The 16,394-nt window shown below is 39.5% G+C and carries 12 protein-coding genes; 6 read left to right on the top strand and 6 right to left on the bottom strand.

Going from position 1 to position 16,394, the window contains the following annotated elements:
* A complete protein-coding gene (locus PMAN_RS07835) occupies positions 1-1,158 on the top strand; it encodes a phosphorylase family protein (RefSeq protein WP_010558156.1) in 1,158 nt (385 codons plus the stop codon).
* Between the two features lie 266 nt (positions 1,159-1,424).
* Here the strand turns inward: PMAN_RS07835 and PMAN_RS07840 are convergent, their stop codons facing one another.
* The 3 genes from PMAN_RS07840 to PMAN_RS07850 form a co-directional block, all read right to left on the bottom strand.
* Positions 1,425-2,585: an IS30 family transposase gene (locus PMAN_RS07840; protein WP_138529284.1), complete on the bottom strand. Its 1,161-nt coding sequence runs from the start codon at positions 2,583-2,585 to the stop codon at positions 1,425-1,427.
* A 237-nt stretch (positions 2,586-2,822) separates the two neighbouring features.
* A complete protein-coding gene (locus tag PMAN_RS07845) occupies positions 2,823-5,372 on the bottom strand; it encodes a glycoside hydrolase family 3 protein (RefSeq protein ID WP_010558142.1) in 2,550 nt (849 codons plus the stop codon).
* Positions 5,372-6,646, bottom strand: a complete 1,275-nt coding sequence (locus PMAN_RS07850) for a sugar MFS transporter (protein WP_006792235.1) — start codon at positions 6,644-6,646, stop codon at positions 5,372-5,374. Before PMAN_RS07850 ends, PMAN_RS07845 begins: the two co-directional genes overlap by 1 nt.
* 258 nt (positions 6,647-6,904) lie before the next feature.
* Here PMAN_RS07850 and PMAN_RS07855 point away from each other — a divergent pair, with 258 nt between their 5' ends.
* The 3 genes from PMAN_RS07855 to PMAN_RS07865 are packed head-to-tail and all read left to right on the top strand — an operon-like array spanning position 6,905 to position 10,669.
* Positions 6,905-8,233, top strand: a complete 1,329-nt coding sequence (locus tag PMAN_RS07855; protein ID WP_010558143.1) for a GH1 family beta-glucosidase — start codon at positions 6,905-6,907, stop codon at positions 8,231-8,233.
* A gap of 53 nt (positions 8,234-8,286) precedes the next feature.
* Positions 8,287-9,624: a glycoside-pentoside-hexuronide (GPH):cation symporter gene (locus tag PMAN_RS07860; protein ID WP_010558144.1), complete on the top strand. Its 1,338-nt coding sequence runs from the start codon at positions 8,287-8,289 to the stop codon at positions 9,622-9,624.
* Between the two features lie 43 nt (positions 9,625-9,667).
* Entirely contained in the window at positions 9,668-10,669 is a 1,002-nt protein-coding gene (locus PMAN_RS07865; RefSeq protein WP_010558145.1) for a LacI family DNA-binding transcriptional regulator, read from the top strand.
* Positions 10,670-10,715: 46 nt separating this feature from the next.
* Here the strand turns inward: PMAN_RS07865 and PMAN_RS07870 are convergent, their stop codons facing one another.
* Both PMAN_RS07870 and PMAN_RS07875 read right to left on the bottom strand, forming a co-directional pair.
* A complete protein-coding gene (locus PMAN_RS07870; protein WP_010558146.1) occupies positions 10,716-11,384 on the bottom strand; it encodes a DUF2987 domain-containing protein in 669 nt (222 codons plus the stop codon).
* A complete protein-coding gene (locus PMAN_RS07875) occupies positions 11,377-12,186 on the bottom strand; it encodes a glucosaminidase domain-containing protein (RefSeq protein ID WP_010558147.1) in 810 nt (269 codons plus the stop codon). Before PMAN_RS07875 ends, PMAN_RS07870 begins: the two co-directional genes overlap by 8 nt.
* Positions 12,187-12,355: 169 nt before the next feature.
* Here PMAN_RS07875 and PMAN_RS07880 point away from each other — a divergent pair, with 169 nt between their 5' ends.
* Positions 12,356-13,648 (top strand): anti-phage deoxyguanosine triphosphatase, encoded by a 1,293-nt coding sequence (locus PMAN_RS07880; protein WP_010558148.1) that lies wholly within the window; start codon positions 12,356-12,358, stop codon positions 13,646-13,648.
* 96 nt (positions 13,649-13,744) lie between these two features.
* Here PMAN_RS07880 and PMAN_RS07885 read toward each other — a convergent pair whose 3' ends face one another.
* A complete protein-coding gene (locus PMAN_RS07885) occupies positions 13,745-15,904 on the bottom strand; it encodes a prolyl oligopeptidase family serine peptidase (protein ID WP_010558149.1) in 2,160 nt (719 codons plus the stop codon).
* A 156-nt stretch (positions 15,905-16,060) separates the two neighbouring features.
* On the opposite strand from PMAN_RS07885, the gene PMAN_RS07890 reads away from it, so the two are divergent.
* Positions 16,061-16,375, top strand: a complete 315-nt coding sequence (locus tag PMAN_RS07890; protein WP_006792243.1) for an Mpo1-like protein — start codon at positions 16,061-16,063, stop codon at positions 16,373-16,375.
* Positions 16,376-16,394: the final 19 nt, after the last annotated feature.

The raw sequence follows: 16,394 nt of genomic DNA on the forward strand, positions 1-16,394 counted from the left end.
ATGAAAATACTAATTATCGAAGACAACCCAAGTAAGAAAGAATCTATTGAAGAAGTTATAAATACTTCTTTGCAAAACCTAGCAAATCACTACAGTATTAATTGGGCAGAAGATTTAACTAGTGCTAGACGTTACCTTTATACAGAGCAATTTGACCTTGTTATCTTTGATATGTATCTTCCAGACATAAAAGGACATGGTCAAGAAAGAGATTGCTCTTTTGAGCTTATTTCTGAATTTTCTCACAGCAAGAATTACCAATCTGAAGCAATAGCTTTAACCCAATTTGAAGTCAATGAGATAGAAAACATACAGCTTTTCAACAAAGCAGGTATAACACTAGTTAGTTATGACGAGTCCAAAGGCTGGAAAACTGCCCTAGAATTAAAATTAAGTAGAGTCGCTCAAAAAATTAAATGTGACTTTTTGATCTTTTGTGCGTTGGCTAAAGAACGCTCTGCTTTTTCAGACACAATCGCTACGCTTGGCGAATCTCAAAATATTTCAGGAATGGATTGCCAAGAAATTCAAATCGGTGATAAACACGGTTTAATCATAAAGCCAAATGAAATGGGTTTAGTTAGTATGGCTATCGTTTCATCTAAAGCTATAGAGTTATTTCAACCCAAAATAGTGGCAATGAGTGGTATTTGTGCCGGAGTTTCAGGAGAGTCAAATTATCTAGACATCATTGTCGGAAAAATATGCTGGGAATATCAAACAGGGAAATGGAAAGATGGTGAATTCAAACAAGAGCCCATGCAGGCCTCTATAGACTCTAATCTTAAGGTCGATCTTGAGCAGTCTAAAAATGATAGCTCTCTCATCAACGCAGTACGTAAAAACCTTTATGCTACTGAACTAGGTAACATGAACATACATGTTGCTCCTATCTCATCAGGTTCAGCTGTCATAGCTGATGCTTCTATGATGGAGAGAATAGGAACCCAACACCGTAAAATGGCGGGACTGGAAATGGAGATGTATGCACTTTATGAAGCGGCATCTCAGTCATTATGTAAACCATTGTACTTCGGTGCGAAGACAGTTGTAGACATGGCCGATAACACGAAAGCAGACGGATTTCACGATATTGGTTGCCTAACTTCAGCACGATACGTAGCAATTATGCTCCAAAAGCAACTTGAGAGATTATAAGAGTTTGAAATATATAACCATATAAGATTGTGAATAAATAATCTCACTAACTCAGATCTAATTTGACAGACTTACCATTGCAACTCTGCTGCTGTCAGATTAGATATCGTGTGGGTTAGTACATTTAGTCGTGGATAGATGAGAGTGACTTCTCAATTGAGGTCTCTCAATACTTTAGGTAATCAATTAAACGTTCATTTTAAAAATTACTGACTCATTTTTGTCCAAAAACGAGTTTGTCTGGACGTCTGCTTCTCGCTGTGAGTTCAACCACTCGATGCAACACACTGATTAAATCGCTCCGCAGGTGTTTCGTATTCTAGTGTTTTCCGCGGTCTCTCATTAAGTTGTCTGGCAACTTGGTTTAATCTTATCTGAGAATGCTCATTTAAGTTAGTTCCTTTTGGAAAATATTGTCTTAATAACCTATTTGTATTTTCATTGGAGCCGCGTTGCCAAGGTGATTGTGGATCGCAGAAATATACTTGAATATCTGTAGCTAGAGTAAAGTCTTTATGATTTGTAAGCTCACATCCTCTGTCCCAAGTTAATGATTTATAAAGCTCTGCTGGCAACTTATTAGCTTGTTTAATCAACGCTTCGATTACTGGCTTTGTTTTATTACTAGGTACTTTCACTAACATTACATACCTAGAGTGCCGCTCAACTAGAGTCGCGATAAAACTGTTTCCTGAGCCTTGGATCAAGTCTCCCTCCCAGTGGCCTGGAACAGCTCTGTCTTCAACATTTGATGGCCTTTCACTAATTGGTACAGCGTCAACTATCTTTCCTAACCCTTTACCTTTAAGAGTGGCGTGTTTTGATTTCCTGACTACCCGCTGCGTCCTTAAGTGTTTTTGTAGCTCTTTTTTTAAGGCGCCGCGGGTTTGTATATATAGGGTTTTATATATTGTTTCGTGCGACACATTCAAATCCTCATTATTGGGGTATCTCCGCCTAAGCCAACCAGAGATTTGCTGAGGTGACCATGCAGATTCCATCTTTTGAGCAATGATTAAACATAATTCTTTGTTGCCATACAGCTTACAAGGCTTAGGGCGTTTGGCATTTTCCCAGGCAACTTTGTCAGCTTTACTCGCTCGATATTTTTTAATCCCGCCGTGGCGGTTTACTTCACGGCAAATAGTGGAAGGTGAGCGATTAAGGTATCTCGCTATTTCTCGAAGTGACTTACTTGCTGCTAACCCTCGTGAAATGTCTTCTCGCTCTGCAAGAGTTAGTGTTGTTGGTGAGCGTTTGGGCTCAAGCGGCCGAACACCACCTGTTTTATGGATAATACCTAATATAGATGAATGGTATCGATCAAATAGCCTTGCTATATCATGCGCACTATCACCGCGCTGATATCGATCCCAAATTAACCTTCTTTGTTCTGCATTATAATAAATACGCTTTCTCTGTTTCATGTAAACGCTCCTTTAACTAATAATAAGGATAGCGTTGCATTCACCAGTTGAACTCACAGCTCATAGCTGCCTGTCAGATAAAGTCTAAACCTATTTGCTTATACTGTCAGATCAGATATGAGCTACTACACTTAATTACTAAATTAAACTATCTGTGTATTTTGATTCATAAAAAAAGCCCTTCAAATGAAGGGCTTTACTACACACAACAATCTATCTATTTAATTTAGCATACTCTTACTTACACTTAAGCGTTGCTTCATCTGCTTTGTTTGGTACAAATTTGATATCTGATACCGACACAGAGGCTTTACCTGAGCTGTGCAAACTAAATGGGCTTGTTAAACTCGCAAAATTTACGCCTTTATCAGCAAAGCATTTAAGGTCAATCGATACTGACTGCCATTTACTAAGTAAACTACTATCAACAACGTTAGCTAGGTTAATACTTTCACCACATTCACCCGAGCACATTGCAAGTGAAAGCTCATTACCAAGCGCTTGGTTAAGCTTTATGTCAAAACTAATCACGCCATTTGCTTCAACATAAGTAATAGTATCTTCAGCAAAGCTCGTTACTATTTCTGCGCTCGCTTTTTCACTACCGTTGAAATTAAACTGACGAGCATCTTCTTGTACAACCTTATCTTCAGTTCGGTATTTTATAGCGCCAAACTCATGGGTACTGCTCGACACATCTAACAATTCATCACCCGATTTTAGCAATAGACGCCATGGCGCAACCGGTGCTCCCACTAAAATATCCATACTCGTGAGTGAAGAATTATCTAATTGCGAATTTTCATCTAAATTATCCGCAAGTATATTTTTATCACCATAGGTTAAACCAAAGCCATACGGTAATAACGGCGAGTAATCTTTATCTCCTTTATTCACCGTTGTTTGAACTGCCGTTTTAGGCCATGAAAAAGAAAGTTTGCCTTTAAAATCGTGGTTAACACTACCGTCGGCTGTTTTTAGTAGCACATCGGCAACACCACCGCCTTCAGTACCAGGTAACCATGCCGCTACAAATGCATCTGAAGCGTTAAGTTCACTGTTTACCCACATTGGACGACCAGAAATAAATACAGAAACAACTTTTATTCCTTGCGCTTTTAATGATTTTAACAGCGCTAACGATTTTTTATTGCCGCGCTCAAATTCAAGGTTATCTCTGTCACCATGCCCCTCCGCGTAAGGTTCTTCACCAAATACAACAACGGCTACATCGGGTTTTTGCTCAAAAGAGCCATCATCACTGAGTGTAACTTTACCGCCTGCGGCAGTAACTTGCTCTTCTAAGCCTTTATAAATTGACGTGGCTCCTGGGAAGTCAGCATTTTTATTGTTAGTGCCCTGCCAAGTAATACTCCACCCACCAGACTGCTTACCGATATTATCGGCACCGTCACCAGTAATAAGTACATGTTGATTTGGCGAAAGCGGCAATAAGCCATTTTTATTTTTAAGAAGTACGAGTGACTCACGTACTGCTTGTCGTGCTACTTCACGGTGATCTTGTGCGCCAATTAATTCTGTTTTACCTGAATATAAACGGTTTGCTGGACTTGGCTTATCGAATAAACCCGCGCGTAGTTTTACACGCAATACACGTGCAACAGCATCGTCAATACGCGCCATGCTAATTTCGCCAGATTTAACTTGCGCTATGGTATTTTCATACAGTGGTTTCCAAGCGCCCGTTGGCACCATAAATATATCTAGCCCTGCATTAATAGCTTGTGGGCAGCTTTCGTTGGTACAGCCTTTTATTTGTCCATGTCCATTCCAGTCACCAACAACAAACCCGTCAAAACCCATGCGTGTTTTTAATACATCGGTCAGTAAATATTTATTACCGTGATTTTTAACACCGTTCCAACTGTTAAACGACGCCATTACAGACTGACTACCCGCCGATAACCCACCTACATAACCTTGTGCATGAATATCAAATAACGATTGCTCACTGTCGATATTGTTACCTTGATCGTCACCATCAACAGTGCCGCCATCACCTAAAAAGTGTTTAACAGTACTAATTACACGTTTATCACTTAAGAAGTCTTCATCGGCCTTACCTTGTAATCCATTTACAATAGCTGCTGAATACTCACGCACTATTGCAGGGTCTTCAGAATATCCCTCATAGGTTCTACCCCAGCGATCGTCACGTACAACTGCAACGGTTGGCGCAAATACCCAATCAATACCTGTAGCCATAACCTCTACCGCGGTAACAGCTGCAATTTGTTCAATTAGGTCAGGGTTATTAGCCGCACCCAAACCAATATTATGTGGAAATAACGTAGCACCAATCACATTATTATGACCATGCACTGCATCTGTTCCCCACATAGTAGGGATTTTGCTACCGTCTATTGAATCATCAATGGACGCTTGATACATTTTTTCAGCAAGGGCAACCCAATCTTGTGGTGTGGCATGTTTATCCCCATTAGGAAACGCCCCCCCCCCGTTTAAGTAAGAACCAAAACCGTATTTACGCATATCTTCAACGGTAATATCACGTATTTCAGGCTGAATCATTTGCGCTACTTTTTGCTCAAGCGTCATTGAGTTTAAATAACTCGCTATTTGCGCTTCTATCTCTGCATCTTTTTTAACCGCAATGTTGAGCTTGGGCCATATTTGTTCAGCACTAGCATGCGCTTTTGTAGTATCAGCTTGATTAGTATTGTCGTTTGAACAAGCAGTTAATGTGGTCACTGAAGCAACCAATGTTGCTAATGCAATTTTATTGAGCGTAAAACGTGTGTTCATTATAAAGTCTCCTTAGCTTGAACAGGTTTGCTGCCACTTAAGCCGTAAAATACGATGAATAGATAACATAAAATTGGTAAAGCATACGAAAGTTGAACCCCAACACTATCAGCAAGTGCACCTTGTAAAAGCGGCACAATTGCACCGCCTACAATTGCCAAACACAAAATGCCCGAACCTTGCGCTGTGTGCTTGCCTAAGCCATTTAGTGCAAGGCTAAAAATAGTAGGAAACATAATGGAGTTAAATAATCCAACTAATAATATTGACCACATTGCTAACTGACCAGATGTGCTCATGGCAATAACCACTAAAATAATAGCCATGGTTGCATTAAAACCAAGCACTTTACCGGCGGGAAGTTTTTGCATTACAGCCGCGCCAATAAAACGCCCAACCATTGCACCGCCAAAGTAATAGGTAATGTAATGAGCCGCGACATGTTCTTTTAATCCAGCAATATTTTCTTGCGCTAAAAAGCTAACTAAAAAACTACCAATCGCAACTTCCGCGCCCACATACATAAATATGCCTACCGCACCCAAAACAAGGTGGCGATACTGCCATGCACTCCCTTCAATGGTGTCTGATTTCTCGGCAGCTTCTTTTTGCTCGCTCATAATGTCAGGAAGCTTAAGCCATGCAAACACACCAGCTAATACAATTAACATTGCAGCAAGCAGCAAGTAAGGAAGTTGAACTGATTCGGCATTTTGCGCCGGTGTCAAAAAAGCATCCGACGCTGAGCCTAGTATTAATAATGCACCAAAAGACGGTGCAACCGTGGTACCAAGCGCATTAAATGCCTGTGTTAATGTCAAACGAGAAGACGCTGTTTTTGCAGGACCTAATAAGCTTACGTATGGGTTTGCAGATACCTGTAATAAAGTAATTCCGCTTGCTAAAACAAACAGCGCAAACAAAAATACAGGATAGTTATGCATTTGTGCCGCTGGATAGAATAATACACACCCAACTGCAGCAATTAATAACCCGACAACAATGCCGTTTTTATAACCCAGCTTTTTCACAATAAGCCCGCTGGGTATAGACATTAAAAAGTAAGCACCAAAAAAACAAAACTGCACAAGCATAGCCTGCACGTATGTTAAATCGAATACCGCTTTTAAATGCGGGATTAGAATATCATTTAGGCAGGTAATAAAACCCCACATAAAAAATAGCGTTGTTAACGATGTAAGTGCAAATCCATAATTATTATCGCCTGTGTTTTGCGATTGTGTGTGTGTCGTTGTTGGTGCTGAACTAGCCATGTGCTCTCCGCAATTTATTATTATCGTTAACCTTCTCTGTATTGTTAATAAATTGGCGGCTAAGCCATGCTATTAAAGAGTTGACCTGAAGGTTAATTAACATTAATCTTAAAAATGTAAGCGCTTTCACAGCTAATTAAATACGAACACGTAACATAATTCAACAATTTTTATTTTTTTATCAAGTCGAGAGTAAGCTACGAGGCAGTAAATATCGGCGCTAAAAGTGCAATTTAGGTTTTAAAAGGTTTGTAACTAATGACTAAAATATCTTTACCAACTTGTTCACCTCTATTAACAAAAGAGTTTATTTATGGTGTAGCAACAGCGTCTTTCCAAATAGAAGGTGGATCAACTCACCGTCTGCCGTGTATCTGGGATACCTTTTGTGATACTCCAGGTAAAATAGCTGATAACTCAAATGGGCATGTTGCATGTGATCACTACAATAATTGGAAACAAGACATAGATTTAATCGAATCATTAGGAGTAGATGCTTACAGACTTTCTATTTCTTGGCCTCGTGTTATTACAAAAAGTGGTGAGCTTAACCCTGAAGGCGTAAAGTTTTACACCGACATCTTAGATGAACTGAAAAAGCGCAATATTAAAGCGTTTGTCACGTTATACCACTGGGATTTACCTCAACACCTTGAAGACGAAGGGGGTTGGTTAAACCGAGAAACAGCTTATGCGTTTGCTCACTATGTTGATTTAATTACCTTTGCATTCGGTGACCGAGTCCATTCATACGCTACCTTAAATGAACCTTTTTGCAGTGCTTTTTTAGGTTACGAAATTGGCATTCATGCGCCAGGTAAAGTGGGTAAACAATACGGGCGCAAAGCCGCCCACCATTTGTTATTAGCACATGGGCTTGCCATGACCGTATTAAAGCAAAACTCACCGACGACTTTAAACGGTATCGTGCTTAATTTTACTCCCTGTTATAGCATCTCTGAAGACGCTGATGACATTGCTGCAACTGCTTTTGCAGATGACTACTTAAACCAGTGGTACATGAAACCCATCATGGATGGTACATACCCAGCAATTATTGAACAATTACCTTCAGCACATCTGCCAGATATTCACGATGGTGACATGGCTATTATTTCGCAATCAATTGATTATTTGGGTATTAACTTTTATACCCGTCAGTTTTATAAAGCGCACCCTACTGAAATATATGAGCCAATAGAGCCTACTGGCCCGCTAACCGATATGGGCTGGGAAATTTACCCTAAGTCGTTTACAGAGTTATTAGTCACACTTAACAATACCTATAACCTACCGCCTATTTTTATTACTGAAAATGGCGCAGCTATGCCCGACAGCTATAATAATGGTGAAATCAATGATGTAGATCGACTAGACTACTACAACAGTCACCTAAATGCCGTTCACAATGCAACAGAACAAGGTGTAAGAATTGACGGCTATTTTGCCTGGAGCCTAATGGATAATTTTGAATGGGCAGAAGGTTACTTAAAAAGATTTGGTATAGTTTATGTAGATTACAGCACACAGCAACGTACTATAAAAAATAGTGGCCTAGCCTATAAAGCATTAATCTCAAATAGATAAAAAAACGTATTTATTAACGCAACTAAAAAAACATAAAGCGAGATAAAGCAACCATGGTTAGTGTAAAAGAAAAAATAGCCTACGGATTAGGCGACACCGCCAGCAATATTATTTTCCAAACGGTAATGATGTTCCTAATGCTTTACTATACCGACGTGGTGGGCTTATCCCCCGCTGTTGTTGGTACTATGTTTTTAGCTGTTCGCATTTTTGACGCCGTAACCGACCCCCTAATGGGCAACCTAGCTGACAAAACACAAACTAGATGGGGGCATTTTCGCCCTTACCTACTATGGCTTGCGCTCCCTTTTGCCATTATTAGTATTTTAGCGTTTACTACACCCGACTTAGAAGGCACTGACAAAATAATCTATGCCTTTAGCACCTATACCTTACTGATGGTTGCTTACACTGCTATTAATATACCTTATTGCGCACTCGGTGGTGTGTTAACCGCAGACGCAAAAGAACGCGTTACTATTCAATCGTACCGTTTTGTATTTGGGATGCTTGGTGGTGTTATTGTTGCTGGATGCACCATGCCAATGGTTGAATACTTTGGCCAGGGCGATAACGCTAAAGGTTACCAGCTAACCATGACCGCCATGAGTATTTTAGGCCTTGTGCTGTTTTTACTCTGCTTTTTAGGCACTAAAGAACGTATTCAACAACCCAAGGAACAAAACATCCCTTTTGCTAAAAGTATTCAAGCCCTAGTAAAAAACGATCAATGGCGTACCTTGTGTATTGCTGCATTTTTCTTGCTGACTGGCCAAGTGCTTAGGCTAACTCTGGCGGTTTATTACGTCAAATACTACCTCGGTCGGGAAGATTTAATTACTCTATTTATGACCCTAGGTGTAGTTGCTAGTATGATAGGTTGCGCCGTTGCACAGCCTCTAGCTGCGCGTTTTTGCAAAATAAAAGCTTACATTAGCTTACAACTTATCGCTGCAACTATTTGTGGGTTTAGCTACTTTATTGGCAGTGAACAACTGGTTCTCGCGTTTGCTGCTTTTATTCTATGGAAATTCTTTTTAGATATGGCGACCCCACTCCTATGGGCAAAAATGGCTGACACCATAGATTATGGTCACGAAGTAACGGGATTACGGATTACGGGCTTAGTTTACTCCGGTGTTATATTTTTTATTAAGATGGGTGTTGCTGTTGGAGGTGCTATTGCAGGTTGGTTATTATCATTTTACAGTTATCAGGCTGATGTGACGCAAACAATGAGTACTCAGCAGGGAATTTTACTGTCGTTTACTGTACTACCCGCCCTAGGATCCCTTTTTGTAGCATATACAATGAAAAAATATACATTAACTAACCAGGTTGTTGAAAATATTCAATCAAAGCTAACCACAGTCAACAACACTAAGGTATGATTTAGCTGATTAAGTTAAGGGTGAAAGCGAGTCAATAAGTAACATGGCAACAATTTATCAAGTATCAGAGCTTGCAGGTGTATCGTTAGCTACCGTCTCTCGGGTAATGAACAAAAACACAAAAGTAAGTGATAAAACAACTAAAAAAGTACTCGATGCAATGCAAACATTGGGTTACAAACCTAACTCAATAGCCCAATCTTTAGCATCAAACTGCACTAACAGTGTAGGTATTCTAGTATCTGAATTACATGGTCCTTTCTTCGCCCAAATGATGGCGGGGATTGAGTCTGAGCTTAGAGCTGCCGGTAAACACGTTATTATTACAACCGGCCACAGTGAAGAAGATAAAGAAAAAGAAGGCATCGACTTTTTAATTAGCAGGCGCTGCGACGCCATAATTTTGCATGTTGAAGCAGTGACCGACGAATACCTGATATCGCTCAGTAGAGGCACAACGCCTGTTTATTTAATGAGCCGCTACGTTGAAGAACTCAAAGAGCACTGCATTAGCTTAGACAATAAACTAGGCGGTTATTTAGCAACTAAATCGGTGTTAGAACAAGGCCATACCGAAATTGCTTATATTGCAGGCCCTCAGTTTAAGGCCGATGCTGTAAACCGTTTAGCGGGTCATAAACAAGCCCTCGAAGAAGCCAATATAACGTTTGACCCATCGCTTTATTTTGAAGGTGATTTTAACGAAACCGGGGGAAGTTCAGCGCTTGAGCACCTCATTAATAGTAAGCTAAATTTTACCGCTCTTGTGTGCGCAAACGACGAGATGGCCTCAGGTGCGATGAAATATGCCCGAGAGCACGGCTATCACCTACCCAACGATTTATCTATAGTCGGATTTGATAACGTAATATTTGCAAACTACCTCTACCCAACACTAACAACGATTGATAATCCGGTAGCTAAAATGGGTGAAATGGCCGCAAAACTTGTTCTTAAAGACGTATACCAAACAAAAAATATTAAAATAAATCGTTTTTTTGAACCCACACTAATGCAGCGTGACTCTTCAGCGCCACTAAAATAAAAAAGCGGCTAATGCCGCTTTTTTGTATTTCACTGCAACGTTACCGTTACTTTGCAATCCAGGGAGTTACTTTTAAAACATTACTAATTTCACCGAACGATTGGCTATCCTCTTCCCAATTATCGTCAACATCAAAATAACAAATCGATTCCTCGCAGGTTACGTTATCATCATTAATGTTTATTGGGTTTTTAAAGGTAACCGCCACACCTTTTTGCTCAGGTAATAAAAACCACATTAGCTTACTAACAAAAAAGCCTGACAAATCAGTTAGTAATTCGTCTAGCTCCTCGTTAATGGTATACAACGCATGTTTTGAGAAAGCTAAATCGTCAAATTCGTTAGCTTCTATTTGTAGCTTTAACTGGCAGTCATGCTCAGGGTTTTGTGGCTCGATAACAATAACAGCTTTATCTGAATCAAGTTGCTTATCAAAAGGCAACAACAGCTGTGCGCTATCTGTGAAGTTAAGCGGATACTCGTTATTCTCTGTTAAAATGGTTCCGTTTTTTATTGCGCATGCCTCATTAGTAGCAATGTCGCTTATGTAAAAGTTGACACGGGCATATTGAAAATCCCCTTTATTAACTACTTTTAAACGATCATAAAAACCATCGTACGACATTACAAACTCTCTGGCGTTGGCGTTAAATGCACTTAAGCTCAACAAAAAAAGTAAACTCGCGTAAAAGTAACCTGTCATATATTTATTCATCAAAATAAGCTCTGTTTTGTCTAATCATCGTATTTAACTCCTCAATGTAGGCCTCGCCTCGCTCAGAGTAAGACATCAAACCATGAGTTAGTTTGGTTGCTAATACTGGCTTTTTTTCACGGCGCAGGTTTTCACGTATGCCCCGTAACTCTTTGTAAGCGCTATGAGTATTTATATTTCTAAAATAAGAGCTTACCGCAGCACGAACCGATTTAAATGCAGCGACTTCATGCGCTGCTCCAGTGTTACGGCGTTTTGGCACCATGCCGCAGCCTTTTGAGTAACACCACTGACCAAAAAAATTCAGGCCAATTTGAGCAAATCGCGAGGTGCCCCAAGCCGACTCATTAGCAGCTTGCATTAGCGCCATTTCTTTAGGAATAATATCAACACGGCGTAAAGCCTGAGTTAGCACAAGTGTGTTAACCGTTTCAGGTAAACCATATTGTTTAAGAATTTTAACAATATCTTTGTTTTGTTTTTCTTCAAGCGATAGGTTGTTTTCAAGCATCATGCGGGCTATTTCTAACTTGGCACGTTGTTGTAATATTTTTTTATTTTCAGCCTCAACATGGGGACGGATAAAATCAAAAAATGCGCGTTTTTTCTCTTTTACATCCGTAAATTCAGAAAATTTAGGCAACGTTACATTATGTAGCGGCTTTTCTTTTTTCTTCACTTTTTTAGGTTGTTCAGTGGTGGTTTGATCTGCGCTATCGGTTTCATCACTTTGTATAAACGGGTACGCAAGTGCCCATATAAAAAGGATGGATAACAAAAACTGAAAGATAATCTTAAGCATGTATCGTCTCATTCAAACAACTATTTATGCATGGTAACTACACACGCATACGAACCCTTATTATACCTAAGCCACTATATAAACGCGAATTGCAAAAATATGTTCATTCGCAATTTATAAGTGCATGGGTATACTAAACACTAAATAGGTTTAATGGTGATTGAGCAGTATGGACAAAGTTTGGCAAAGTAGAATAATAGAGCAATATAAACACAGACCTAACGACAACCGATCTCCCTGGCAGGTTGACCGCTCAAGAATTATTCATGCCGCTGCATTTAGACGCTTACAAGCTAAAACACAAATTATGGGGATTGGCCTAAACGACTTTTATCGTACCCGCCTTACTCATTCGTTAGAGGTGTCACAAATTGGCACTGGTATTTTAAGGCACTTAAAGACACAACATAGTGATTTTAACCATTTTCCATCAACCGGTTTACTCGAAACACTCTGTTTGGCTCACGATATTGGCCACCCACCATTTGGCCACGGAGGTGAAATTGCCCTTAACTATATGATGCGAGACCATGGTGGTTTTGAAGGAAACGCTCAAACTTTACGAATAGTTGCTAAGCTAGAGCCCTACAGTAATGGTTATGGTATGAACCTTACACGTCGCACATTACTCGGGTTTATTAAATACCCAGCATTTATAAACGAGTTGTGGCACACAATACCCGATACGCGTAACTCACGTGCTTTTATCAAAGCCGATGATTGGCGCCCTGCAAAAGGGTTATACCAAGACGACGCACACATATTTGACTGGATTGTTGAACCATTAAGCCAAAATGACAGAACCTTATTAAATACCCACGCAACAATAGATAAACACCGTGCTAAAACACTTTATAAATCCCTAGACAGCGCCATAATGGAACATGCCGACGATATAGCATACGCCGTGCACGATTTAGAAGACGCAATTGCAACCCGTGTTTTAACATTAGATGACTGGCAAACGCACGCACTTCCCCACTTGCAAGCGCTTAATTTTGAGTGGCTGAATACCTTGCTTGAAACGTTAACATCTCGACTATTTTCAAAAAATGATTTTGAACGAAAAGACGCCATAGGTGAGCTGGTAAACACCTTCATTATTCACATTCATTTAGACATACAAAACGAAGCATTTGAATGCCCTATTTTAAAATACACTGCTAAGTTGCACCCAGAGTATGAAAACGTACTACATATACTCAAGCACTTTGTATTTCAACGCTTAATTCGCGACCCTGAAATGCAACAGATTGAGTTTAAAGGGCAAAACCTACTTATTGAATTGTTTACAGCGTTTGCAAGCGATCCGCTTCGTTTGTTACCCGAAACAACGCAAGCGCAATATATTGAGGCTCAAAAACATAACCAAGGCATGCGCATTATTTGTGACTATTTAAGTGGTATGAGTGATGAATACGCATATAAAACTTATCAGCGGTTATTTTTGCCTGCGCAGTAGTTAATAAGCAGGTATTTGAATCCAAAATACAGATAATAAAAGCCGAGTAAATTTACTCGGCTTTTGTATTTTAAAACAAGGTAACGTTAACGCGTTTTATAGCTCTTTAACACCCATGTTATATAGCGTAAAACCAAACATATCTGCGTATAAATCTATAACCTTGCTGGTTGGTGTGCCCGCACCATGACCCGCATTTGTTTCAATACGAATAAGTGTAGGGTTATTTCCAGCCTGCTTAGCTTGTAATTCAGCAGCAAATTTAAATGAATGAGATGGCACCACACGATCATCGTGATCACCGGTTGTTACCATAGTGGCAGGATATTCAACGCCCGCTTTAACGTTATGCAATGGCGAGTAAGCTTTTATATATTCAAACATTTCTTTACTTTGCTCACTAGTACCGTAGTCGTATGCCCAACCAGCGCCCGCTGTAAATGTATGGTAACGCAGCATATCAAGTACGCCTACCGCTGGTAATGCAACTTGAAATAAGTCAGGTCGCTGCGTCATCACAGCACCTACTAATAAACCACCATTTGAACCACCGCGCAGTGCTAAACGCTTTTTAGAGGTGTACTTTTTATCTTTTAAGTACTCTGCAGCGGCAATAAAGTCGTCAAACACGTTTTGTTTTTGCATTTTTGTACCAGCGTTATGCCAGTCTTTACCGTATTCACCACCACCACGAATATTAGCAACGGCATACACCCCACCTTGCTCAAGCCAAAGCGCATTAATAGGGCTAAAACTTGGTGTTAAACTTGCGTTAAAACCACCGTAACCGTATAAAATGGTTGGGTTTGAACCGTCTAATTTTATACCCGTTTTATAAGTAATGATCATCGGCACTTTTGTACCGTCTTTAGAGGTATAAAAAACTTGCTCAGAGGTGTAATCATTACTGTTGAAATCGATTGCCGATTCACGATAAACCTTTGACTCGCCTGAGCTTACATCAAACGAAAAAGTAGTCCCAGGAGTTTTATAGTTGGTAAACGAGTAATAAAGCGTTGATTGATCTTTTTTACCACGAAAACCACGTGCACTCCCTACGCCTGGTAAATTAATTTCACGTATTAACTCACCTTGCTTATTATATTGTTTAACATGCGAAATGGCATCAACCATGTAATTAGCAAAAAAAGTATCTCCGCCTTTACTTAGGCTAAGAACGTTATCGGTTTCTGATATAAAGTCGACCCAATTTTCAGGCGCTGGGTTATTTGCATTTACCGTGACCACTTTTTTATTGGGTGCGTTTAAATTTGTAACTAAGTAAAGCTTTTCGCCGTCGTTATCAATTACAGAAGTATCTGAATCTGAGTTACCAACAACAGTAACAAAATCACTATTTTCTTTACTTAAATCTTTTATAAACAGTTTGTTTCCAGACGTTGAAACGCTGGCAGAAATTAGCAAGTACTTGCCATCATCTGTTACATCGGCGCCAACGTAACGATGCTTTTGCGCCTCGCTGTCGCCAAATACAACACGATCGTCATCCTGCGATGTACCCAAAGCATGATAATACACTTTATGTTGATCTGTTTTAGCCGATAGTTCACTGCCTTTTGGTTTATCGTAGCTTGAGTAATAAAATCCTTCGTTACCTAACCAATCAATACCACTAAATTTCACATCAACTAAAGCTTGCTCTACTTGCTCTTTAGTGTGTGTATCAATAACAATAATTTCACGCCAATCACTGCCCCCTTCAGAAACTTGATACGCTAATAAACTACCATCTTTAGAAAAAGATAAACCCGACATAGACGTTGTACCGTCGTCGCTAAATTTATTAGGATCTAAAAATACCTCTGGCGCTTTATCGCCTTTGCTGCGGTATAAAACATATTGATTTTGTAAGCCATCGTTTTTGTAAAAGTAGGTGTAGCCGCCCTCTTCAAATGGCGCACCTATTTTTTCGTAATTCATCAGCTTTTCAAGGCGCTCTTTGAGCTTGTTTCTGTAAGGGATTTGTTCTAAGTATGAAAAAGTAGCCGTATTTTGCGCTTTTACCCAATCAGCAGTCTCTGCACTCATATCGTCTTCTAACCAACGATAAGGATCGGCCACGTTTTCTCCAAAATAGGTATCAACTACATCACCTTTTTTGGTTTCGGGATACACGACTGAGTTAACTTGATTCATAGATGATTTTACTTCTTTTTGATCTGATGTATTGGTTGGCTCTGAACAGCCACTGAGTGCCAATAATACAGCACATGCAAGAGTACGTTTGAGTAACATAATTTGTGTTCTTTTTATTGATTAAGTAGTAATAATAACTTATGAGTTTTTTAAGCTTATGTCTATTAAGATGCGTTAAGTGCCATTTATCGCTGTAAACAATTGTAAACTTACGCTTTAATAGTAAAAACATATAATAAAAATAAAGCGTGATTTATGGAAAAACAAGAACCCACTTTCAACAGTTTTAAAGCTTTTTACCCTTATTATTTAAAGGAGCATCGCAACGTAACCTGCAGGCGTTTGCATTTTATAGGTAGCCTATTAGTACTTATGGTCATTATTACCGCATTATTAAGTCAAAAATATGCGCTATTGTGGCTACTACCCGTTATTGGCTATGGCTTTGCGTGGGTTGGGCATTTCTTTTTTGAAAAAAACCGACCAGCTACGTTTAAACACCCATTTTATAGTTTGTGGGGAGACTGGGTTATGTTTAAAGATATACTAACCGGAAAAATAAAATTTTAATAAATTAATAAAGTTACTC

This window comes from Pseudoalteromonas marina, from assembly GCF_000238335.3.
GTDB classification, from domain to species: Bacteria; Pseudomonadota; Gammaproteobacteria; order Enterobacterales; family Alteromonadaceae; genus Pseudoalteromonas; species Pseudoalteromonas marina.